The organism is Rhizobium sp. Rhizsp82 (assembly GCF_047325115.1).
GTDB lineage: Bacteria > Pseudomonadota > Alphaproteobacteria > Rhizobiales > Rhizobiaceae > Rhizobium.
The window spans coordinates 156,321-177,877 of record NZ_CP168569.1 but is presented as its reverse complement, the minus strand read 5'-3'; the positions used below and the strand labels follow the sequence as shown (position 1 = coordinate 177,877).

Genomic DNA, 21,557 nt, shown 5'->3' with positions numbered 1-21,557 from the left:
CCTACTGCGACTGATCAAGCGCGTGGGGTGACGGTTGTCCTGGTCGTTCCTGTTCCCCCAGTCCTTTCCAGAAAAACAAGGCAAGCACCAATACCAACAGGATGGCGACAATAGCGATGAAGCGGGACATTCGAATTCCTCCAGAAGGCCGGGCGAACCTCAAGCAACGCCGATAGTTCCAAGGCCAATTCGGATAATGAGCGATCGCAGCGTTGTTCGAGCTCGCAAGCTGTCGCGATTGACGTTGGGAACAGTGAGTGCACATGTCGCGGCTGCCTGTTGTTGCGCTCCCGGAGGCAGGCGCAAACGCGACTTTGACATGACCGAGCCTGTTCGTCATAGCAGCGACCAAACGAGAGCCTGGTGGGATTCGACGGGACAGCGTGCGGCGGAAAACCAAGCTCGTCGAGGGTCGCGCGAGCCGGTATCCGCTTAAATCGAGCGTTCAGCAAGATTTCTTTGCAACTTTTATCCCACCTAACGGTTTGGGCGCCTTCTTTGATCCAATCGGGGCCTGCGTTATGACCTCATTTCCAAAAAACGGACAGCGCCAATGATTTGGCGTGCGGCTCGGAAATGCCAGGCGAGGCTGTTGGCGCCAAATATCCTGCTCCTCCTCTCGCTCGGTGCGCCTCTTTCATCATGTTCGCTTGCCATACTCGACCCGCTCGGCCCGGTCGGTAGAGGCAACGCCCAGATTCTGATCGACGCGACGATCATCATGCTGGCGATTGTCATTCCGACCATTGCCCTCGCCTTTTGGACTGCATGGCGCTACCGGGCTTCGAATAAGAAAGCTGACTATCTTCCCTATTGGTCATATTCCGGACGGATCGAAGCAGTCGTCTGGTCGATTCCAATTCTGACGATAATGTTCTTGAGCGGGCTGATCTGGATTGGCTCCCATGAGCTCGACCCGTTCCGGCCATTGCCTTCCAAGGCGCCCACGCTTGAGGTGCAGGTTGTTTCGCTCGACTGGAAGTGGCTTTTTATTTATCCTGAGGAAAAGGTCGCCTCCGTCAACCAACTGGTCATTCCGGCCGGCAGGCCCGTGCATTTTTCCATCACCTCTGCCAGCGTCTTCAACGTCTTTTTCGTGCCGCGGCTCGGCTCCATGATCTACGCGATGCCGGGAATGACCTCCCAGCTTTATCTTCAGGCCGATCGGCCGACACAGATCTGGGGAACCTCGGCGCAGTTTTCCGGCGATGGCTTTTCGGACATGCAGTTCAACGTCCATAGCCTGACGGAAGATGAATTCGCAAAATGGATTGATCATGCCAAACTCGCAGGCCCCGTCCTTGATCAGAGCAGCTACAGCGACCTGCTCCATCAATCGCAGCGCATGACGCCGACCGTCTACGGTAAGGCGGATCCGCATCTCTTTCACTTGATAGCCAATCACACGGTCGCCTCCGGAGCAGGTCCGCAACCAGAGGCACCCGATCACGCTGGTCGAGAGACGTCAACCGGGGGAAAGCATTGACATGTTCGGGAAACTAGATCTTTCGGCGATCCCATTGTCGCAGCCGATCCCCTTGATCACTTCGGCAATTGTGGTGGTGATCGGCCTGGCTGTCGCCGTTTTGATCACAACCAAAAAGCTATGGCCCTACCTCTGGCACGAATGGATTACGAGCGTCGATCATAAGCGCATCGGCATCATGTATTGCCTCTTGGGAATACTGATGTTGATCCGCGGCTTTGCGGACGCGATCATGATGCGCACGCAACAGGCTGTTGCGATCAATGCCGAGGGATATCTTCCGCCAGAGCATTACAATCAGATCTTCACGGCACATGGCACGATCATGATCCTGTTCGGCGCCATGCCTCTTGTCCTGGGTTTCATGAATTTCCTTGTACCCCTGCAGTTGGGCGTGCGCGACGTTGCATTCCCCACGTTCAACTCTGTAGGATTCTGGCTGACTGCGAGCGGCGCATTGCTTGTCAATGTCTCTCTCCTTGTCGGGGAATTTGCCCGCACCGGCTGGCTTCCCTACCCTCCCCTCAGCGAAACGACCTACTCTCCAGGTGTGGGCGTGGATTATTATCTCTGGGCCGTGCAGATTTCCGGTATCGGCACGTTGATAACGGGGATCAATATTGTCACAACCATCTTGAAGATGAGATGCCCGGGAATGAGCTATCTGCGCATGCCGGTGTTTTGCTGGACGGCGCTCGCCTCCTGCCTCCTCATCGTTGCGGCCTTTCCGATCCTTACGGCGACGCTGGCAATGCTGACCCTCGATCGTTACGTCGGCTGGCACTACTTCACCAGCATGTCGGGGGGCAACCCGATGATGTTCGTCAACCTGATCTGGGCATGGGGGCATCCGGAGGTCTACATTCTGATCCTGCCGGCCTTCGGGATCTTCTCCGAGATTTTCTCCACGTTTTCCGGCAAGCCTCTGTTCGGATACCGGTCTATGGTTGCTGCGACGCTGTTCATCTGCGTCGTCTCGATGCTTGTGTGGCTGCACCACTTCTTTACGATGGGAGCCGGCGCCGCTGTGAACACTTTCTTCGGAATTTCCTCAAGCATCATCGCCGTCGGGACGGGCGTCAAGATCTACAACTGGATCTTTACAATGTATGGCGGCCGTGTCCGTCTTGAAGTGCCCATGCTCTGGTCGCTGGGCTTCATCTTCACGTTCATCCTGGGCGGCTTGACCGGCGTTCTGCTCGCCATCCCGCCGGCCGATTTCGTCACACATAATTCCATGTTTCTGGTCGCCCACTTTCACAATGTCATTATTGGCGGCGTCGTGTTTGGCATATTTGCAGGCGTTGAATTCTGGTTCCCCAAAGCATTCGGCTTTCGTCTGCATGCAGGCTGGGGCAAAGCCGCGTTCTGGCTGGCCCTTTTCGGCTTTTGGGTGACCTTCACGCCGCTCTATATCCTCGGTCTGGATGGAATGACCAGGCGGCTGCAACATATCAATTTCGAGCACTGGACGCCGTGGCTCTATGTCTCGGTTGTCGGGATCGCCATTCTGATCGCGGGCGTGGTGGCGCAGGTCCTACAGCTCATCGTCAGCATCCGAAACAGGGACGCGCTCCGCGACGTGACGGGAGACCCGTGGGATGGCCGCTCTCTAGAATGGGCGACCGCCTCACCGCCTCCCTTCTTCAATTTCGCCGTGACGCCGAACGTAGAGGGTGAAGAAGCATATTGGGGGATCAAGCTGCGGGCAATTGAAACTCAGCAACTCTCGCCGGAACCACATTACGAAGCGATCGAAATGCCGATCAACAGTCCCGTCGGTTTCTACACCGCCTTTTTCGCAACGGTCTTCGGCTTTGCAATGATCTGGTACATCTGGTGGCTGGCAGCGCTGTCCCTTCTGGCAGCGTTCATCGGCTTTGTCGTATTCGCATGGCGAGATGTGCACGAGTTCGAGGTACCGGAAGAGGAAGTCGAACGGGCCGAGCGCAAGAGACGCGCAGCACGCGAGGAATTTCTCAACCGTCTGGCACAGGAGGGAGGAACGGCATGACCGACAGTCGCTTCCCCGCAAGTATAGAAACGATCCGCCGGGTCAACCAAGATCCTCACCGCCTCGGGCACCGCTCGCACGGGCCGTCCGAGCCAATCGAGGGCGCCGGCCACGGCGCGTCTGGCCCGGCGCAAAAGCGTATCCTGGTCGGCTATGGCTTTTGGATCTATCTCCTGAGCGACATTGTCGTCTTCTCATGCTTCTTTGCAGCTTTCGCGGTGCAGAGGAGTGCGACCGCAGGTGGGCCGACAATGGCAGACATCGTCGATGTCAATCGCGTCGCACTGCAGACAGGTGTGCTTCTTCTGTCCAGCTACACTTGTATGCTCTCCTTTGCCGCCACCAACGCCCGCAGTCGCCTGTGGACGCAGGTATTCCTTTTGGCGACCGGTGTTTTGGGCTTGTCGTTTCTCGTCATGGAATTCCAAGAATTTGCTGAGCTGGTTGGTCGTGGTATCGCACCGCAACGCAGCGGCATGCTCACCTCGTTTTTCGGCCTTGTCGGATTGCATGGTTTGCATGTCACTGCCGGTGGGCTGTGGCTTCTGACGATGATGGCGCAAGTCCAGGTCAAAGGTTTCAGACCAGAAATCATCCACCGATTGCTTTGCTTCAACCTGTTTTGGCATGCCCTTGATATTGTCTGGATCGGGGTTTTCACGATCGTCTACCTGATGGGGGTGAACGCATGAGTTCCGGAAATTTGCCTCGACGCGAAAACGATGATCTTCTCAGCCACCGGGCTGATCACTCACCCGGCGACGAGCCACCTGAAGACTATGGCCACTGGATCAGAAACGCCAACATTGGGCTTTTCCTTTCGGTGATCCTGACGGGGGCAGCGTTTTATCTCGTACGATCCGACATCATCTACCCGCCGTCGGTGCCTGTAGCACTCATCGTGCTTGCAATCGCTCAGATGGGCGTTCACCTGGTATTTTTCCTTCACATCACCACGGGACCCGACAACACCAATAATGTTCTGGCGTTGGCTTTCGGCGTCATGGTGGTGATGTTGATCGTGATTGGCTCGATCTGGATCATGGGCCACCTCACCCATAACATGATGCCAAGCCCAGACATGATGCCGATGTAGCTGGCCAGGCCACGTCGATGAGGATCGTTCTCCCCGGCTTTCCTGAAGCCGACCGTCGCGGGCGTCGCGTCGGCAGCCTCATTCATGGACCGAGGCTTACCATCAAAAGGAACTGCAGCGCGATGCCGGCGAGAGCGAGTGCTCCGGCCAGGGCGAGGATATTGCACGGTCCGAACATGATGGTCTCTCTTTCTCGATTGGACCGCCTAACTGTCAAACCCGCAAAGAGTTGCCAGGAGCGACCACAAGCGAGAAACTTGCAGTCACCGCGGAGTATCGGGCTCAGCAGTGGCCGAATACGCCCTTCCGACCGCGCCAGATCTCGTATCGCAAAGAGCGGCGCCAAGATCTTGTACATTGTCTGTTTGCGTACTATCGCGACAAATCCTCACTCGGCCTGGCGGCTCAGCATGGCAATGGCACCAATTTCTGCTATCTTTTCTGGAATTGTCGGAGTCGGCGTCATGAAGAGTGTTGTACCTGATATTGTGCCTGAGGCATTTTACTGGGCAAGACCGGTCAAGCAGACCGATGGGGCACTTTCGATCGTGCAGATATCAACGGTTTTCGGGGAGGCTCCGGATTATTGGACTGTTGCTGTCCTCGGCTCCGAACAACATCATATGATTGAAGACTTCCAGCTCCTTGCGATCATCGACCCTCCAGACACCACGTCGCTCCGACAAGCAGCTGAATAACCGCGCCGGTCATAGCCATGTGTCCAACAGATGGAAGCACGTCGTCATTGAGCAATGAGACGCAGATGATCGCGTCAAAGAACCCGAAGGCGATGCCATCTCTGCTTCGTTCCACGCACTTCAGCTCAAGAGAGCACTTTGGCGAGCGCCGCAGCCTCAATAAACGCGGCCCGGGCAAGCTCAGAGCTTCCCCGGCGGGTGATAGCATCGACGCATCGGCGCTTCGCGGCGGCGTACTCTGGGTGGCTGTCTGGCGGCCAGCGATTGTGGAGTTGAGCGAGGGCTGCATCAGGCCCGTCGATGCGTTCGCGCAGGCCCTCCCCTAGCCTTAAAAACACCGGTGAGGTCCAGATAAGGTGGAAGTCGACATCGATAATCTTTTCCATGAAAGATCCCTCCGTTAACGTGTTCAGACAAACATCGTCACGGTCCTGCGGTTCCAGAATTAAGACGGTTGGTCCGCTGGCGGACGAGACCTCAAGGCGCCGCGGGGTTTCGGACGCCAACCCGAGAACGCCGCTGGCTTGGCAGACAAGACCTGCCAGGCCGATGCCGAGATCATTCGACCTCAGTGCTCGGGCTATAACAACCCTTTCCACACATTGGCTTCGGCGACTGCTTCCCACCCCGCGACGCAAGCACCGAAATCATCAGCTTCTTGATTTCGGGCTCTCTCATCAATCACTGGCCGGTACTATCTTCGCGACGGCGTTAACGATCTCGCGAAGGTCAACGGGGTTTCTGCAGGCGAGGCACGTGGGCGAATTTCGTCGGGATCACGTCCGAGTCATAGCCGGTCATGAAGACGATCGGAACCAGACGACCGGCAAGGAGTTCGGCGACGGAGAAATCGGCCCCATCCCCGAGGTTGATGTCAATCACCGCAGCAGAGGGCAGTTCATTGGCAATCAGATCGAACGCTTCATCCTTGTCGGCGCAGGGACCAAGAACGTTCGCTCCCGCCTCTTGGAGTGCGCGTGCAGTGTCAGCGGCCACATAGTACTCGTCCTCGACGATCAGAACCGTCTTATCTGTAAGGTCAGCCATAAGTGTCCAGGAAAACTGTTGTTGGTCGGGCCAGCGCCCGGCGGCCTCCAAGGATCCTACCGCTGCCAGCGCCGTCTGCAAGCGAATATCAATCATCGCCCGGAAACGTACTCCCGTTAGCCGAGACAGGAATTGAAATAGTGCAGTGCACGCCGTCGGTTCCGAGCGAATAGGTGGTTTTAGCCTTGAGCTGATAGGGCAACGCCTTTTCGATCAGTTCGCGACCTTGACCGCTTCCAACCGGTGCAGCCTCAATCTGTGGCATCGATACACCTGTCTCCCGCCAGTCGATGTGCAGCCAAGGTTGGTTCCCTTCTCCGTCCGTCTGCAGCCACCATCGAATGGCGAGTCTGCCATCATGCTGACGAAGGGCGCTGTACTTCACCGCGTTGGTCGCAAGTTCATGCAGCGCCATGGCGAGCGTCTGGACTGTGGATGAACGCAGCCGAATTCCCGACGGCCCCTCAAGCGAAACGCGTTCAGCGCTCCCATCCATCGCGCCAAGTTCACCCCGGATGAGGTCGTCGAAGGTGACCCGGTCATGCTCGTTCAGCCGCGACAGGAGTCCCTGCACGCGCGCGAGGGCTTCCAGCCGGTCTTTGGAGCGCTCGGTGAAGGCAGCGAGATTTTCGCTGGTTTGGGCCGTGTTGTCGGCAATCGACTGGATGACGCTCATAAGGTTCCGTGTCCTGTGCTGCAGCTCGGCGACGAGCACCTGGCGCTTGTGTAGTCCGCGCAAGTCGTCAACGTCGGTCGACGTGCCGAGCCACTCGACAATGATGCCGGCAGCGTTACGCACAGGCGCAGCACGAGTGTGGAACCATCGATAGGTGCCCGTCGCGGCATGACGAACGCGGTATTCGACTTCGAACCCGCCCGTCCTCACCGCTTCTGACCAGCTAAGACGTGCCGTCTCGCGATCATCGGCATGCACCGGCTCGAGCCAACCGAACCCGTGGCTGTGTTCCTCGGCCTGATCCGTATACTGCGTCCATTGCGGGCTTGCCCAAGTCCAGTTGCCTCCGTCATTGGCCCTCCACACGAGTTGCGGAATGCCTTCGAGAAGGGCTCGCTGTCGTTCTTCGGCGGCAGCCAGTGCCTGCTCCGTTTCCTTGATCTCGGTGATATCGTGACCAATGCCGCCGATGTGGACGACGGCTCCTGCCTCGTCCTTGATCGGAAAATCCGTGTTGCGTAGCCAGCGCAATGCCCCGTCGGAAGGTCGTTGAATGCGATACTCAAAGGTGACCCTTTCCCCATCTCGAACGCGCTGAAGGTTGGCTGCGGCCAGCTCGCGATCATCCGCAACGACAAGCTCCAGCCAGCCGCTCATATTGTCGCCGCGCAAGGCTGCCTCGCGGTCCAAGCCATAAATCACCTCGAAAGCGGGTGTCAGATATTCCCACTGAAGGGTTTCCGCGTTGCGGATCCAGAGAATGGCCTGGGAAGCTTCCCCAAACTGGCGCAGACGCTCCTCGCTCTCGCGTAGGGCGGCCTCGACACGCGCTCGCTCGGAAATATCCACGAATGTGACTACGGTTCCATCGTCGCGGTCCTCAACCGTGCGGTAAGGTCGCAATCGCATGGCGTAGCGCTGGGAACGCCGGCTTCCGACCTCGCGCTCGATCGGGATCAGGTCCTTCAGCACTTTGCTCGTATCCTCCTGAATGTTGTCGTAGTTCAGCTGATGGGTAAAATCGGAGATGGCGCGGCCAATATCGTGCCTGGTGATATTGAACAGCTCCGCAACAGGCGAGGTGAACATCTTGATGCGCATCTCCGCATCAAGAAACAGCGTACCGATCTCGGTCGCAGCCGAGAGGTTCTGGAGGTCGCTGTGGGCAGCAGAAATGCTTTCGAGTTTGCTTTTCAGCTCGGCATTGACCGTGTGAAGCTCTTCGTTGATCGACTGAAGCTCTTCCTTCGACGTCTCCAGCTCTTCGGCCGTTGAGCGGTACTCCTCGTTCATCGACTGAAGTTCTTCATTGGCTGCGCGCAAATCCTGCATCGACGATTCCTGGCCGGTCCGGCTGACGATCAGCGCCTCCTGGGCGGCTTTAAGCTCGGCATATAGACGGCGAACCTCGTCGGGCCTGGCCTCCGGCACGACATCGGGATCCTCGCCGTCGTGCACAGGACCACCGTCCATGAAAAAGACCAGCGCCTGGGTCGCCGGCTGCGCGTCATTTGCGACGGGCGTCACGTTCATCGAGATGCGGCGGCGCTGATGGTCGAAGTTAACAACCGTTGGCAGCGTGATCGTCGGTTCTCCCTGCTCGATCGCCCGTGAGAGCGCAAGGCGAAGGTCGAGACGCAGTTCCGAACGGACCACTCCTGGCAGGGTCCTGGAGATCGGACCGGCGGAATGGAAGATGAAACGCCCCGCCGTCGGAGAGAGATGAATGATATTCTGCCCATCATCAACAAGAGCGCTTGCCGGGGCATTGTGCTCGAGAGCGGCGACGTGCAGGGCAAGAGCGGCGCGCTCCGTCCCGATCGGAGTGGCGCGTTCGGTATGGTTGATCTGCTCGGGTGCTGCGAATTGCGGCAGGATGGGAAGCAGGTGGCTCGACTTCGGGCGTGCACTATAGATCCGCGCATGACGATCGACGGGGGCGAAGAGATCAGCAGCAACGTCTGCGGTTTCAGCCGAGCCGAGGAAGAGGTAGCGCCCTGGCTTGAGGCCATAGTGGAAGATCAGCAGACCTGGGCCTGGAGGCTTCTTTCCAGGTAGATCAGCAGGTTCCGGCAGGAAATGACGTCGAGCCGCATGAAGGGCGGCTCCTTAAGGATGCTGTGTTTGGCAAACAGTACGCTTTCGCGCAATTCCTTGCGAACGCGAAAATGCGCGCCAGCGCACTACGAATGCCGGCACTGCCAGACTGCACATGGATCACGACCAAAACCGCTGCGTCGATATTGCCGGGCAGCATTCCAAGAATTGCGTTCAACGGCTTGATCGCCCCGGTGGACCCGCCGATGACAATGACGTCTCTATTGGCCATGTTTGCCTCCATGGCCCTAACCTCGCCCGGGACGGAAAGTTGCGAGGCAGATCCAAGCATTTACCCGGCCGCATTTGTTGGCGCGCCGTTGCTTGGGGGCGGCATCGAAGGCCTAATGCATCGATCGCGCGAGAACCAGCCGAATTTCAGGGTTCCCGACACGCCGTCAACCGGGATCGCGCGGCGCACCGACAGTCACTGCTAAGGATCGGTCTTCCGCCCCTGCGTGACGGCGAAGAAATCGGCCTCGAGGCGCTACCGTTGCGGTAGCGGCACAACGAGGCGATTGCAAACCGGTACCGAAACAGTTCCGACGTACCCCGCCATCCGATCGAACCGTCCGTTCCACCATCGCGTCGGCAAAACGAGGTCGCCGAGCGCGGCGATAATAGTCCGTCCCCAAAAGCCTTCAAATCTGTCGGGGGGGTCGTCAAGTCATCCGCATTCCTCTCGTCTCGTCTGGCATCTCTTGAACGTCCGAAAGCCCTTAGGTTACCTCCTTCTCGAAAAGACGCGAGGCGATGGAACTGTGATTGCCTGCAGATGTTTGGCATCCGCTCAACAATAATGGACAAACAATAATGGAGAAGACGATGACGAATGACGTAAGCCGACCAACGCCGCCCTATCCCGAGCAGCAGCAAAGCCCGCCGGGCAAGACGAGGGCCATGGACCCCGTTCCCGACCATGGCGAACAATCCTACAAAGGCGATGGCAAACTGAACGGCAAGGTGGCACTGATCACAGGTGCCGATTCAGGAATAGGCAAGGCTGTCGCGATCGCTTTTGCCCGCGAGGGCGCCGATATTCTCGTCTCCTATCTGGACGTTGAGGAGGAGGACGCGAAAGACACGGCAGAATGGGTTGAAAAGGCCGGTCGCAAGGCGGTCCTGGTCCCCGGCGACATTAAGTCCGAAGATCATTGCCGTTCCCTGGTTCAGCGCGCTGTCGAGGAACTCGGAGGCATCGACATTCTCGTCAACAATGCCGCATTTCAACGCACATATGCTGATATTGGTGACATCACCGCGGAGGAGTGGGACGAGACGTTTCGCACCAATATCTACGCCCCATTCTTCCTTTCCAAGGCTGCCGCTCAACACATGAAGGCCGGAAGTGCGATCATCAACACGACCTCGATCCAGTCGCGTCAACCCTCACCGCAGCTTTTGGCCTATGCGTCGACCAAGGGGGCAGTCCTGAACTTCACGGCTGGACTTGCCGAGATGCTTGCCGACAAGGGGATCCGTGTCAACGCGGTGGCGCCCGGCCCGATCTGGACCCCGCTCATTCCCTCGACAATGCCAGCCGAAAAGGCTGCCAAGTTCGGCGAACAGACCCTGATCGGCCGCGCCGGGCAGCCAGCGGAATTGGCTGGCGCCTATGTACTGCTGGCCTCCGACCTCGGCAGCTACATGACCGGCGCCGTCATCCCCGTGACGGGCGGCGAGGTGATGATCTAAATGGCAAAACCACTGACAGCGTCGGCTCAAGACGCTGTCAGCCCAAAGCCGCGCCGACGATAGGTCTCCTTCAGGAGCAGGCCCAACGCGAGCCACACAAGCCGAGCTGATACCAATCGGTCCTCCGTCGCGCTTCGACGCGATCAGGACGAATGTCTTCGAACAATCGGGCGGAAAGCAAACGTTGATCCATGCGGCGATGCGCCAAAGTGAACGGGCTGCCGCCTAATGCAACGACAGAAGCTTTTCGAAGAAAGACAAACGTTCGGCGCCCGTCTGCGTTGCTCGCTCGAACACCACACGGTCGTCGTGTCGAGTCGATCCGACATTCTTAAGCAAGGTGGTCACCGCCTTCGCAGGCGTTTTCGGGGTCAACGTGACGGCCAATGCCTTGGGGCCGGCCTCCAGTCTCGCCAAACCAAAGCGCGCCGCCGCGATTTGCAGCCTGGTCAGCCGGAGCAAAATTAATACGTCCTCAGGCGGATCGCCGAACCGGTCTTCGAATTCCTCTTCGAGATCGTCCACCTGCTCGATGGAGGCCGCTTGCAGTAGGCGCACATGGAAATTGAACCGCACCGCCGGATCCGACACGTAGTCGCGCGGGATGGAGCCGGAAACCCCGAGGTTAACGATCGAGTGCCGGTGATCCAACGCTTTTTGGCCATGCAGCCCCAACAGCGCTTGCTCGAGGAGCCGTTGGTAAAGCCCGATGCCGATCGCCTTGATGTGCCCGCTCTGCTCCTCGCCGGCAACGTCACCTCCGCCGCGAAGGTCGAGATCTCGCATGCTGATGGAAAGCCCGGATCCGAGGCGATCGTTCTCGACAAGGGTAGATAGTCTCAACCGCGTTTCCTCCGAAACGTCGGCGCCCTCTTCGGTCACAAGGTAGGCAAAACCCTGCGCTCTCGCCCGTCCAACCCGGCCGCGCAGCTGGTGGAGCTGCGCAAGCCCAAATTTATCAGCCCGCCAGATAAACACGGTATTGGCTAACGGAACGTCGAGGCCGTTTTCGATGATATTGGTCGCCAGCAGGACGTCCCCGTCGCCGCTGGCAAAGCCAACGATTGCTTCGTCGATGTCTGCGGCCGACATCTTCCCATGCGCGATCCTGATGGCCAGTTCTGGAGCGATTGTCGCGAGGATTGCTTCGACTTCCCCGATGTCCTCGATCCTTGGAACGACAACGAAGCTCTGGCCACCTCGGCGAAATTCCCGCATCAGTGCCGTGCGCATCGACGCCTTGTCAAATTGGCCAAGCGACGTTCTGACGGGCCGGCGTTTCGATGGCGGGGTAACCAGGAGATTGACATCCTGGATGCCGATCATGGCCGACTGCAGAGTGCGTGGGATGGGGGTGGCGGACATGGCAAGTGTATGAAGCGCCGGCGCAAGTGCGCTCATCGCCCGCTTTTCTTTCAAGCCAAAACGGTGCTCCTCGTCGACGATGAGCAGGCCAAGGCGGGAGAAGGCCACGTCTTTCGCGAGGATAGCCTGCGTCGCGACAACAATGCTGATCTCGCCACTGACAAGCCCGGCTTTTACCGCCTTAGCGCCGGAAGGCTTGACCAGCCGCGACAGCATCGCGACCGAGACTCCTGTGTCACCAAAGCGGCGTTGGAACGTCGAGAAATGCTGACGAGCCAGGACAGTTGTCGGCGCAATGACCACGACCTGGCCGCCGGCAAGAGCCACGGCCGCAGCTGCGCGTAACGCAATTTCGGTCTTGCCGAAGCCGACATCGCCACAGATCAGCCGGTTCATCACCCGGCCTGAAGACAGGTCCGAAAGCACGGCCCTAATTGCGGCCAGCTGGTCCGGCGTCTCCGAATAGGGAAAGCGGCGGGCAAACCGGCTATATTCCCCGCGTGGCGCAACGAACCTTTTGGCTTTTGCCGCCTGCCGCTCACGGGCAAGCTTCATAAGATGACGGGCGGTCGACCGGATGTCCTTAACGATCCTTGCCTGGGTCTTTCGCCAGGCATCTGTGTGAAGTCGCTCGAGGGTGACGGACCCGGCTTGCGAGCCATATCGCCAGATCTTGCCGAATTCTTCGGTCGGCACCAACAGGGAAGCGTCATCCCGGAACTGGAGCCGGGCAGCATCCCTTTCAGACCCTTCGATTGCGACGCGCTCCAGATCAGACAAGATCGAAATACCGTGATCTTCATGAACGACCACGTCGCCGATTTCAATCTCAGGCTCGATCAGCGCAGAGCTGGTTGACGGCAGGGAGGCCAGATCTTCGCTTGCGGGGATAAGGACGAGGTCCCGGTCTTCATCCACGAAACCTTCCTCGACGTCGCTTTCCAACCTGATGAGGCTACCAGCGCGCGCCTTCAGGACCGCATCCCACGCCGTTGCCTCCCCGCAAACGCGCCCTGACGTCTTTTCGACCCGCTGACACAGCGCATCCAGCGAACGGCCGCGGCCCGCTATGACGACCTTTCGTCCCTTTTTCAGGTTAGCAAGAGCGACATCCTCGCGAAACCGTCGAGGGTGTCCGGCCTCCCCAGCGGTTGGCAATGCATTGCCTGCCGTTACGTCAAGCTGGACAGTTGCAAGCGTCGCGATCTTTGCATCCCACTCGGCGCGGTCAAGATAGAGGGAGCGAGGATGTGGACCGTCGTGAGCCCTGAACCTGTCATCTGCCTGGCGCGCGTCATCGACGATGTCGAGATATTCATCAATGCGTGCTTCTGCTCGGGGCGCGAATGCGACGCGACACTGTCCGAGGACATCGAAGACGGTCGGCATGGTATCGTAGAGTTGCAGGAGGGCGAGCTCCATGCTGCGAGACGGCCTCTCGCCTTTTATCCCGTCATCGGCAGGGATTGCCTCCGATGCCGGACCAAAGACCATCTCGTCTTGAAGTTCAGTCGTCCTCTGGGTCGCGGGGTCATAGGATTTGAGTTCGACGACCTCGTCGTCCTCGCTCAGAACGATGCGCATCGGCGCTGTCGCTCCCGCGGGAAAAATGTCGATGACCTCATCTCTGATTGCGAGCTCCCCAGGCTCATCGGCCACGCTTTCGGTAGCATACCCCGTGGAACGGACAAACGCTTCGAACATCTGCCTTTCAAGGTGCCTCCCCGTCCTGACTGAAAAACGGCTGTTCCTTATGATTTCCAAGGGTGGGATCCGCTGAAGAACAGCATTGAGCGAGGTGATCAGCAGCCTTGGTGTCCGGCTTGGTTCGCTCCAGACACTCAAGGCGTCCATCCGCCTTCCCATGCAATGGCGAGATGGGGGGACGCGATCATAGGGCAAGCAGTCCCATGGTGGCAACTCGACGACGTCCAGGTCCGGAAACAGGCATCGGATCGAATGTGCGACGCGCTCCGCGGAGAGTTCACTCAAGGCAACGTAGCAGATCGACATGCGCGAACTTTGAAGCAGGGCGGCAAGACGCGTCGCAATGAAGGCCACCGGCGCCTTGGTCGGCGGAGTTTTCTCGTCCGCAAACGGGAGTGATGGCGGATCTGTGGCTTCGTATTCGGTAATGCGCAATGAAAATCTCGCTGTGACTGGTCCGTTGCAAGAACAACGGATGCGGGTTGTTGTTCCGCGGTCTGCTTCGTCAAATTGCGCCGCTTCAAGGCTTGCCCGTCGCGTCTGGGGATTTCGTATTCCGTGCAAGCTGCCATTCGCCGCCGCGGCCAATCGAACGTGCCGGGCGTAGCGCCTGCCCGGCATTTCTCTGGCCGTTTTTTCGAACGCGGAACTATCCGTGCGCCCCGTTGTTCGGCGCCAGACGAGAAAGTCGGGCGAATGATGGGCATTGACGAGACTTCCAGCACCGCAGCGTTTGTCCCGGGCAACATGCAGAGGGGCTATCGCCTGACTTCGAGCGATGGCGGACGACTGCGCAATAGGGAGCGCGTCCCCGGCGAAAATGTGATTAGATGCGAAAGGACGGGCAATTGTGGCCGACCTGGAAGAGCCAAAAGGCACTGTCCACCGCGTTTTAACCAGGCGTCGGGGTCCAGAACGCGTTTCCATCAAGGGATTGTCCCATACGGAGAGATGCTTTCGATGGCGCTAGCGGGAGGTGGAACAACAACACCGCCGAGCAACACTGCCGGCGCGAAGCGTTGCTGTTCACTGAATAACAGACGAACAGTCATTTGGCTCAGGCTTTTCGGTCGCTGAGCAATTTTGAGTGCAGGTCGGTGCATCATGTCTGCTGAAGTCATTACCCAAGTCCGGTTCCGCCCCAGCATCTTCCTGGCGCTCGGCGTCGGGCTTGTGGTCTTGGCCGCCTCGCTTCTCGTGTTCTTCTGGATAACGTCCGCAGCCCCTCGTTTTTCCAAGGATGACAAAAACCTGCAGAGCGGTGATGCGGTCCGCGGACGCCTCGTATTCCTTGGCGCCTATTGCTCTTCCTGCCACGCCGAACCTGGACAACAAGATCCGTTGAAACTTGGCGGCGGACTGGCGCTCGCATCGGCTTTTGGCATTTTCCGGGTGCCCAATATTTCTCCGGATCCGGTTGACGGAATAGGCGCTTGGTCTGTGGCGGACCTTGCCAATGCCCTCATCGCCGGTGTCTCACCCGAAGAAAAACACTATTACCCGGCCTTTCCCTATACCAGCTACACCAAGATGAGCCTCAACGACGTGCGAGACCTCTATGCCTATCTGCGCACGCTGCCCTCCGTCTCGGGCAAACCGCCGTCCCACGACTTGCCGCTGCTTTTCCGTTACCGCCGTTTCATCGGGATCTGGAAGCTGCTGTTCTTCACCGAAGGCAAGGCGCCAGATGTAACGAGCGAGGAAAGAGGCGCCTATCTCGTCGAAACCCTGGGACATTGCGCCGAGTGCCATTCCAGCCGCAACCTTCTCGGTGCGATCAAACCCGACACCCGCTTCGCGGGGGGAACCGACCCAGAGGGGTCGGGTTTCGTTCCAAACATCACGCCCCGTCGCATCGGCAACTGGACTGAGGACAACATCGAAGAAATGCTGCGCACCGGTCAAACGCCTGATCACGGCAGGGTAGGCTCTTCCATGGCAGATGTTGTCCTCAACACCGCGCAACTGTCGCAAAGTGATCGGGAAGCGATCGCCCGCTATGTAAAGCTGCTGCCTGCGCGACCGGCAGCGTCCCCCTGACTTATTGGGAATAAAGATAGGCAACCAGATCCCTGGCTTGACGCTCGGAGATCCCTGTAACCGGCATTGCAGTGCGAGGCGAAAACGTCGGTGGAGATACAATCCAGCTTGCCAGATTTTCCGGTGTGTTGTTGAGGACACCGGCGACATAGACACGCCGGCGCATGTCGCTCAACGCACTGCCGACCTTGCCGTCGGCACCGGGAACGCCCGGAATTGTATGGCAGCCAGCGCATCCGAACTTACGGAAAAGCGATGGCGCCATGGCGGGGTTCCCGCCTGTCATCGCGATCGCGACCGCCTTGCGTTGCTGTCTGTCCTTTTCTGCGGCAGTCAAAAGACCGACGGCTGCTGCGCATGACAGGATTGCCAAACTAAACAAGCAAAGTTTAGTCGATGCGCTGTCCATGAGGGCCTCCCCGGCTCGATGCCGATATCCACGCCGCAAGCATTGCCAGTGCGGCGCCGGCATAGATGATGCCGCCTGGCACCCACATTACCAGGCCCGCCAGTTGCTGATCCTCCAGTGGCGTCATTCCCCACTGCGGCGCGGCCTTCGTCTGCGACATATAGAGAACGCGCGGCGCGAGCGAAATCAGCGCCCCCAGGATGCTTGTATGCATCATCGTCACGAAAAGATGCCAAGCGCCGGCGCCCCTTCCCATCTTATAGAAGATCGCCCACCAAAAAATGATCGCTGTCACCAAAAAGCTGAGATGCTGCAGCCGGTGCAATAAAATGGTGGTTACTGTCGCATCGAACAGGGCCGGCACGTGCCAGAGCCAGATGGCCAGCGCGTGGAGCGCCGTCGCGACAAAGCCGCGGGTCAGGAAATCCCAGGCGTTGTCCGTCGCCCTCGCTTTGATCAGCTTGACCAGCACGTGCCGGGCAGGCCGCGGCAGGCCCCAGAAAACTATCCCGATCGGACGCGCCAGGACGAGCAGCGGGGCCGCAGCGGCCATCATAAGTTCATGCTCGACCATATGGAAGGTGAAGAGGTGCTCGCCGAGGAAATGCAGAGGAGACACTAGCGCAATGACCAAACTCAGGCTGCCGCTCCAATAAGCCGAAGCTGACAACAAAAGGCGTCGCGCATCTCTTGATCGCTGCCAGAGCCTCAGAAAACCCACCCCATAGAGAGCGCACGCCAACGCAATCGGCGTTACAATCCAAGGGTCGAACGTCCATTGCTGAAGTCCGGCATGCTCCTCCCCGCCGTGAGCGATGGCCGGGCGAGTGCTTGACAGCAGAACAAGCAGGGGGATCAACGTTCGCATGCGCTCAGCAGCAGGGTCGCCGCCCCCTGTAACAAGAGCGCGAAGATGAAAGCGCAACCCACCGCTGCACCGAGCCCGGCCACAAATTTCCCACCACGTGACCCCGATGCGCTCCGGGTCCAGCAGGAAACAATCGTTCCGCCAGCCGCAAGCAGCAAAGCCCCAAAGCAGGCTACCATCGTCGTGACCAGACCCGCCACGCAGTCGATGTGAGGCAAGATTTGCCCGAGCTGGACGTTGAAAGCCCACACGACCGGCGGTACCACCCACCCGCAATATTGTGCGATGGCCCGGCGTTTCATAGGCGTGGAACCCAGTAGAGGCAGGCATACAAAGGCAGCCAGGTGAGTACGACGAAGTGCCAGTACAGACAGTTGTCCTGGACATCGCCGAAACGCCTCGTGTTATCGGCATGCCGCGAAAACATCAGGGCGGTCAGCACCAGTGTGTCCACGATATCCGTCAGGATATGGGTCGTGTGAAGGCCGAGGATTGTCCAGGTGATCGATCCATAGGCGCTATCGTCCCAAAAGACATGCAGCGCCGGGAATTCGAAGCCGCGAAAAACGAGGGGGATGACCCCCATGAACGACATGACGATGAGCCCAAACCGAACGCGCTGCAGGTTTTCTTGCCGCGCCCAGCGCGACACCAGGAGGTTTGGTATCACGCTGACGACCAAGAGCCCGGTCAGGATCGTACCCGGCCAAAGATCGGGGGGTGGTGCATCGATTGGCCACATGGGCGCCAGGCTCATCAGGTAAAGGTAGACAGCAACCGCTAGGCTGAACCCCGAGCCTTCGATCAGCATAAAGGCACAGGTGCCCCACCATGTCGGGCTGGCGGTGCCGGTGGCATGCATCGGCAGGTGCGAAACATCAAGAACGACATGTCGGCTCATGAATCATCCTCCGGTGTGCCTTTCGGCCAAAACCACCCGATCAATGTGACTGCAATGGGCATCGACCCCCAGATGACGGCCCAGGGCGAGAACATCGACCAGACGAGCATGACCGAGGTGGCTAATGCCGCCCAGAACGGCCAGACCGAATTGCGTGCCGAGGATTCACGTGCCTGCGGCAATGCCTCAACAACGCTCGTCACCAAAAGTTCGCGGCGATCGACCCGCAAACCGGAAGCCACCGCAAGCGCGCCGGGCGTCGACCAGAGCGGGTTGCGGTCACCGACGACCGGTATAAAACAGAAATTCGGCGACGGTGGCGGCGAACTTGTCGCCCATTCGAGCGTCGGGGCATTCCAAGGATTGTCTCCTGCCGGCTGGCCGGAGCGCCAACTCCGCAACGCGTCGATGAAGAAGATCAGGAACCCTGCGGCAAGAACGATCGAACTTACGCTCACAAACAAATTAAGCCCGCTCCAGGGCAGCTCGGGTTGATAGGTGTAGATGCGTCGCGGCATTCCCTGCAGGCCAAGAATATGCATGGGAAAGAAGGTCAGGTGGAAACCGGCAAAGATCAGCCAGAATGCCCACCGCCCGAGCACCTCGCTCATCATCCGCCCGGTCATCTTCGGAAACCAGTAGTATACTGCCGCGAGCAACGGGAAGACGGCGCCCCCCACAAGCACGTAATGAAAATGCGCCACCACGAAATAGGTATCGTGCACCTGCGTGTCGAACGGTACCGAGGCGACCATCACACCGGTCATGCCGCCGATCACGAAGGTGACGATGAAGCCTATGATGAAAAGCATCGGCACCTTGAAGATGGGGCGCCCTGCCCAGATCGTTGCCAGCCAGCAGAAGATCTGGATGCCGGCGGGCAGCGCGATCGCCATGCTGGAAGCTGTAAAGAAACTCTCTCCGAGCCGTGGCAGGCCGACCACAAACATGTGATGGACCCAGAGACCGAACGACAGGATCCCGGTTGCGATCAGCGCCATGACGAGCGGCAGATATCCGAAAACCGGCCGCTGGACGAAGGTCGGCAGGATCGTCAAGACCATTCCGACTGCCGGCAGGAAGATGATATAGACTTCCGGATGCCCAAAGAACCAGAAGAGATGCTGGTATAGCAGCGCGTCACCGCCCTCGGCCGGATTGTAGAAATGCGTGCCGACCAGGCGATCCATGATCAGCGTCGAGCTCGCAAACATGATTGCCGGCATCGCCATGATGACGAGGAAGGCCGTGACCAGCATCGCCCAGACGAAGAGCGGAATGCGGTCAAGAGACATGCCGGGAGCTCGCTGTGTGAATACTGTCACGACGATTTCCACCGCAATGGCCAGTGCCGACAGTTCGGTGAAGGTGATCATCTGAGCCCAGATGTCGGCGCGCTTTCCGGGACCGTATTCAGGCCCTGCCAAAGGGACGTAGGCAAACCAGCCGACATCGGGTGCAGCATCGAGCAGGAACGATAACCAAAGCAATATCCCGCCAGCGAGAAACACCCAGTAGGAGAACGCATTCAGGCGCGGGAACGCGATGTTGCGCGTGCCGATCATCAGCGGCACGAGGTAGACCGCCATCGCCTCCATTACCGGCACGGCAAACAGGAACATCATGTTCGATCCGTGCATCGTAAAGATCTGGTTGTAGCGGTCCGGATCGATGATCCTGGCTTCCGGCTGCGCCAGCTGCAGCCGCATCGCCAGAGCCAAAACGCCGCCGAGCATGAGGAAAACGAAGGCCGTGACGATGTATCGTCGCGCGATGACCTTGTGATCGACCGTAGCAATTGCTCCCCAAAATCCGCGCCGGGTGCCCCAGGTCACGTCCAATGCGTGGACCAGGCCCGCGTCGTCCAGATCCGTGTCCATCACCACCGGCGAGTGCTGTTCGGCCATTATTTCAAACTTTCCATATAGGCTGAGATCTGCCGGAGCTCTTCCGATGAAAGCGGTACAAGCGGCATGTTGTTGCCAGGCTTGAGGGTTTGGGGGTCGGCAATCCAGGCGGCAAGCGAGCCTCGGCTGTTGTCGATAAGGCCGGCGCCGATTGTTTGCCGGCTGCCCACATGGGTCAAATCCGGACCGGAACTGCCGTCGGCCGCCGTTCCGCGGATGGTGTGGCAGGCACTGCATTGCCTGGCCATGAAAACCGCCTTGCCGGCGACGAGTTCAGCATCTTGCGGTTCAAGGGCCGCTGAGCGTTGCGCGGCTTCCCACTTCCGGTAGGTTTGTTCATCCTCCGCAATAACCAAGAACGCCATGTGGCTGTGCTGCAGGCCGCAGAATTCGGCGCATTGTCCCCGGTAAGAGCCAACCCGATCGGCCCTGAAGGTGAGCACATTCTCACGGCCCGGGATGAGGTCCTGCTTGCCCGCCAGGCTCGGCACCCAGAAGGAATGAATGACGTCAATGCTGTCAAGCAGCACGCGGACGTCCTTGCCAACCGGAATGTGGATCTCATTTGCGGTCTGAAACGTTCGCGCCGGATCCTTGTCCTCATAGATGAATTGCCACCACCATTGCTGTGCTCGCACCCTGATCGTCAGATCTGCGTTAGGGACCGGCCCGAGGCCCCGCGTTGTGTAAAAGCTTGCGATCGTCAAACCGGTGATGATGACAATGGTTGCTGCCACCGCGGCGATCACCGCCGTCCTCATCCGTCTTTCAACACCGCTCTCGCCTTGCTTCGGCCTGTCGCGCCGCAGCAAGGCCCACAAAAGCATGGCCATCACCACCAGCCAGACGATGATGCAGACGATGACGATGGCGAGGATCAGGTTTCTGAGGAGAAGCGCCGAATGGCCTTGCGGGTCGAGCGCAGACTGCGCCCCGGCGCAGCCGCTCAAAATAGCGGGCAAGACGAAGAGGACCGGCTTCACGGCGAAGGTCCCTGATCGGGATGAAGCGGGACCGGCCCCTCGTTGAAAAGCAATGCAGCAGGCGCCCGGTTTTCCGCAGGTCGCGTCTGCCGGTCATCGTTACGCGCCGGGGCGTTGACACTGGCCGTATAGGCGCCGATTGCCTTGACGTATCCTGATAGCTGCCAGATTTGGTCGATCGTCATCCGGCTTTTGAACGGCGGCATGCCGTGTGGCCTCCCATCCCGGATCGACGCCACGATCGAAACCATCGAGGGACCGTATAGCCACCAGCCATCGAGAAAAGACGGTCCCTTACCGCCCTCCCCCTCGCCATGACACTGCGCGCAGCCAAACCAAGTGTAAAGCCGCTTGCCCTGCGACAGATCGTAAGCCGTCTTCTCATAAGGCCTGGCGAGCGCGAAGTAAACCTGTGGCGGGGTGCCTGCGATCCCGTTCGGCATCAGCCTCAGCCCCTCCATCGCCTGCGCGACCGGCGGATCGGCGCGGTATTGCCGTGGCTCCCGCAGATATGCGATCGCTGCGCTGGACGATCCAGCGATGATCAGCAGACCTATCGTGAGCAGCA

20 protein-coding genes are annotated in these 21,557 nt (G+C 59.0%); 8 read left to right on the top strand and 12 right to left on the bottom strand.

The genetic code is table 11. The features are described from left to right. Position 1: 1 nt before the first annotated feature. A complete protein-coding gene (locus ACEN84_RS00885) occupies positions 2–130 on the bottom strand; it encodes a hypothetical protein (protein WP_354541261.1) in 129 nt (42 codons plus the stop codon). A 462-nt stretch (positions 131–592) separates the two neighbouring features. Here ACEN84_RS00885 and cyoA point away from each other — a divergent pair, with 462 nt between their 5' ends. The 5 genes from cyoA to ACEN84_RS00860 all read left to right on the top strand — a co-directional run bounded on the left by cyoA (position 593) and on the right by ACEN84_RS00860 (position 5,294). Further along, positions 593–1,486 (top strand): ubiquinol oxidase subunit II, encoded by an 894-nt coding sequence (gene cyoA / locus ACEN84_RS00880; protein WP_413708883.1) that lies wholly within the window; start codon positions 593–595, stop codon positions 1,484–1,486. 1 nt (position 1,487) lies between these two features. Further along, positions 1,488–3,500, top strand: coding sequence for a cbb3-type cytochrome c oxidase subunit I (locus ACEN84_RS00875; RefSeq protein ID WP_112715889.1), 2,013 nt, complete (start codon positions 1,488–1,490; stop codon positions 3,498–3,500). Continuing rightward, positions 3,497–4,192 carry a cytochrome c oxidase subunit 3 gene (locus tag ACEN84_RS00870; protein ID WP_112715887.1) on the top strand — a complete coding sequence of 232 codons (696 nt, stop codon included), beginning with the start codon at positions 3,497–3,499 and terminating at the stop codon, positions 4,190–4,192. The genes ACEN84_RS00875 and ACEN84_RS00870 overlap by 4 nt, the downstream gene beginning before the upstream one ends. Beyond that, entirely contained in the window at positions 4,189–4,596 is a 408-nt protein-coding gene (gene cyoD, locus ACEN84_RS00865) for a cytochrome o ubiquinol oxidase subunit IV (protein WP_112715885.1), read from the top strand. Before ACEN84_RS00870 ends, cyoD begins: the two co-directional genes overlap by 4 nt. A 410-nt stretch (positions 4,597–5,006) precedes the next feature. Next, on the top strand, positions 5,007–5,294 hold the full coding sequence (locus ACEN84_RS00860) for a hypothetical protein (protein WP_354541259.1): 288 nt from the start codon (positions 5,007–5,009) through the stop codon (positions 5,292–5,294). Positions 5,295–5,419: 125 nt separating this feature from the next. Here the strand turns inward: ACEN84_RS00860 and ACEN84_RS00855 are convergent, their stop codons facing one another. The 3 genes from ACEN84_RS00855 to ACEN84_RS00845 all read right to left on the bottom strand — a co-directional run bounded on the left by ACEN84_RS00855 (position 5,420) and on the right by ACEN84_RS00845 (position 8,673). After that, positions 5,420–5,680 carry a DUF982 domain-containing protein gene (locus ACEN84_RS00855; protein WP_112716163.1) on the bottom strand — a complete coding sequence of 87 codons (261 nt, stop codon included), beginning with the start codon at positions 5,678–5,680 and terminating at the stop codon, positions 5,420–5,422. Between the two features lie 343 nt (positions 5,681–6,023). Further along, positions 6,024–6,437: a hypothetical protein gene (locus ACEN84_RS00850; protein ID WP_199629705.1), complete on the bottom strand. Its 414-nt coding sequence runs from the start codon at positions 6,435–6,437 to the stop codon at positions 6,024–6,026. Further along, the gene (locus tag ACEN84_RS00845) at positions 6,430–8,673 is read right to left on the bottom strand and encodes a PAS domain-containing protein (RefSeq protein WP_413708882.1); all 2,244 of its coding nucleotides are present in this window, start codon (positions 8,671–8,673) and stop codon (positions 6,430–6,432) included. Before ACEN84_RS00845 ends, ACEN84_RS00850 begins: the two co-directional genes overlap by 8 nt. Positions 8,674–8,706: 33 nt before the next feature. Here ACEN84_RS00845 and ACEN84_RS00840 point away from each other — a divergent pair, with 33 nt between their 5' ends. Next, entirely contained in the window at positions 8,707–9,075 is a 369-nt protein-coding gene (locus ACEN84_RS00840) for a hypothetical protein (RefSeq protein ID WP_413709047.1), read from the top strand. Here ACEN84_RS00840 and ACEN84_RS00835 read toward each other — a convergent pair. Beyond that, positions 9,039–9,167, bottom strand: coding sequence for a CheR family methyltransferase (locus ACEN84_RS00835; protein WP_354541256.1), 129 nt, complete (start codon positions 9,165–9,167; stop codon positions 9,039–9,041). The genes ACEN84_RS00840 and ACEN84_RS00835 overlap by 37 nt on opposite strands. A 772-nt stretch (positions 9,168–9,939) precedes the next feature. On the opposite strand from ACEN84_RS00835, the gene ACEN84_RS00830 reads away from it, so the two are divergent. Continuing rightward, positions 9,940–10,809: an SDR family oxidoreductase gene (locus ACEN84_RS00830; RefSeq protein ID WP_165402644.1), complete on the top strand. Its 870-nt coding sequence runs from the start codon at positions 9,940–9,942 to the stop codon at positions 10,807–10,809. A 225-nt stretch (positions 10,810–11,034) separates the two neighbouring features. Here the strand turns inward: ACEN84_RS00830 and ACEN84_RS00825 are convergent, their stop codons facing one another. Further along, on the bottom strand, positions 11,035–14,316 hold the full coding sequence (locus ACEN84_RS00825; protein ID WP_413708881.1) for a DEAD/DEAH box helicase: 3,282 nt from the start codon (positions 14,314–14,316) through the stop codon (positions 11,035–11,037). Positions 14,317–14,985: 669 nt separating this feature from the next. Between ACEN84_RS00825 and ACEN84_RS00820 the strand changes: the two genes are divergently transcribed. After that, a complete protein-coding gene (locus tag ACEN84_RS00820; protein ID WP_112715881.1) occupies positions 14,986–15,921 on the top strand; it encodes a c-type cytochrome in 936 nt (311 codons plus the stop codon). A 1-nt stretch (position 15,922) separates the two neighbouring features. On the opposite strand, the gene ACEN84_RS00815 is transcribed toward ACEN84_RS00820, so the two are convergent. The 6 genes from ACEN84_RS00815 to ACEN84_RS00790 all read right to left on the bottom strand — a co-directional run bounded on the left by ACEN84_RS00815 (position 15,923) and on the right by ACEN84_RS00790 (position 21,546). Beyond that, the gene (locus ACEN84_RS00815) at positions 15,923–16,330 is read right to left on the bottom strand and encodes a c-type cytochrome (RefSeq protein ID WP_413708880.1); all 408 of its coding nucleotides are present in this window, start codon (positions 16,328–16,330) and stop codon (positions 15,923–15,925) included. Further along, on the bottom strand, positions 16,311–17,198 hold the full coding sequence (locus ACEN84_RS00810; protein WP_112715879.1) for a cytochrome c oxidase assembly protein: 888 nt from the start codon (positions 17,196–17,198) through the stop codon (positions 16,311–16,313). Before ACEN84_RS00810 ends, ACEN84_RS00815 begins: the two co-directional genes overlap by 20 nt. A gap of 298 nt (positions 17,199–17,496) precedes the next feature. After that, positions 17,497–18,099, bottom strand: coding sequence for a heme-copper oxidase subunit III (locus ACEN84_RS00805; protein WP_112715875.1), 603 nt, complete (start codon positions 18,097–18,099; stop codon positions 17,497–17,499). Beyond that, complete coding sequence (ctaD, locus tag ACEN84_RS00800; RefSeq protein WP_413709011.1) at positions 18,096–19,979, bottom strand: cytochrome c oxidase subunit I; 1,884 nt, start codon at positions 19,977–19,979, stop codon at positions 18,096–18,098. The genes ACEN84_RS00805 and ctaD overlap by 4 nt, the downstream gene beginning before the upstream one ends. Positions 19,980–20,005: 26 nt before the next feature. Next, the gene (coxB, locus tag ACEN84_RS00795; protein ID WP_130279554.1) at positions 20,006–20,989 is read right to left on the bottom strand and encodes a cytochrome c oxidase subunit II; all 984 of its coding nucleotides are present in this window, start codon (positions 20,987–20,989) and stop codon (positions 20,006–20,008) included. Then, positions 20,986–21,546 carry a c-type cytochrome gene (locus tag ACEN84_RS00790; protein ID WP_354541274.1) on the bottom strand — a complete coding sequence of 187 codons (561 nt, stop codon included), beginning with the start codon at positions 21,544–21,546 and terminating at the stop codon, positions 20,986–20,988. The genes coxB and ACEN84_RS00790 overlap by 4 nt, the downstream gene beginning before the upstream one ends. Positions 21,547–21,557: the final 11 nt, after the last annotated feature.

Bases quoted from the DNA above. Each gene is read 5' to 3' on its own strand.
- ACEN84_RS00820 (WP_112715881.1), top strand. From the start codon at position 14,986: ATGTCTGCTGAAGTCATTACCCAAGTCCGGTTCCGCCCCAGCATCTTC.
- ACEN84_RS00805 (WP_112715875.1), bottom strand. From the start codon at position 18,099: ATGAGCCGACATGTCGTTCTTGATGTTTCGCACCTGCCGATGCATGCC.
- ACEN84_RS00850 (WP_199629705.1), bottom strand. From the start codon at position 6,437: ATGATTGATATTCGCTTGCAGACGGCGCTGGCAGCGGTAGGATCCTTG.
- ACEN84_RS00815 (WP_413708880.1), bottom strand. From the start codon at position 16,330: ATGGACAGCGCATCGACTAAACTTTGCTTGTTTAGTTTGGCAATCCTG.
- ACEN84_RS00840 (WP_413709047.1), top strand. From the start codon at position 8,707: ATGGAAGATGAAACGCCCCGCCGTCGGAGAGAGATGAATGATATTCTG.
- ACEN84_RS00875 (WP_112715889.1), top strand. From the start codon at position 1,488: ATGTTCGGGAAACTAGATCTTTCGGCGATCCCATTGTCGCAGCCGATC.
- ACEN84_RS00855 (WP_112716163.1), bottom strand. From the start codon at position 5,680: ATGGAAAAGATTATCGATGTCGACTTCCACCTTATCTGGACCTCACCG.
- ACEN84_RS00870 (WP_112715887.1), top strand. From the start codon at position 3,497: ATGACCGACAGTCGCTTCCCCGCAAGTATAGAAACGATCCGCCGGGTC.
- ACEN84_RS00885 (WP_354541261.1), bottom strand. From the start codon at position 130: ATGTCCCGCTTCATCGCTATTGTCGCCATCCTGTTGGTATTGGTGCTT.
- ACEN84_RS00810 (WP_112715879.1), bottom strand. From the start codon at position 17,198: ATGCGAACGTTGATCCCCCTGCTTGTTCTGCTGTCAAGCACTCGCCCG.
- ctaD (WP_413709011.1), bottom strand. From the start codon at position 19,979: ATGGACACGGATCTGGACGACGCGGGCCTGGTCCACGCATTGGACGTG.
- cyoD (WP_112715885.1), top strand. From the start codon at position 4,189: ATGAGTTCCGGAAATTTGCCTCGACGCGAAAACGATGATCTTCTCAGC.
- ACEN84_RS00830 (WP_165402644.1), top strand. From the start codon at position 9,940: ATGACGAATGACGTAAGCCGACCAACGCCGCCCTATCCCGAGCAGCAG.
- ACEN84_RS00860 (WP_354541259.1), top strand. From the start codon at position 5,007: ATGGCAATGGCACCAATTTCTGCTATCTTTTCTGGAATTGTCGGAGTC.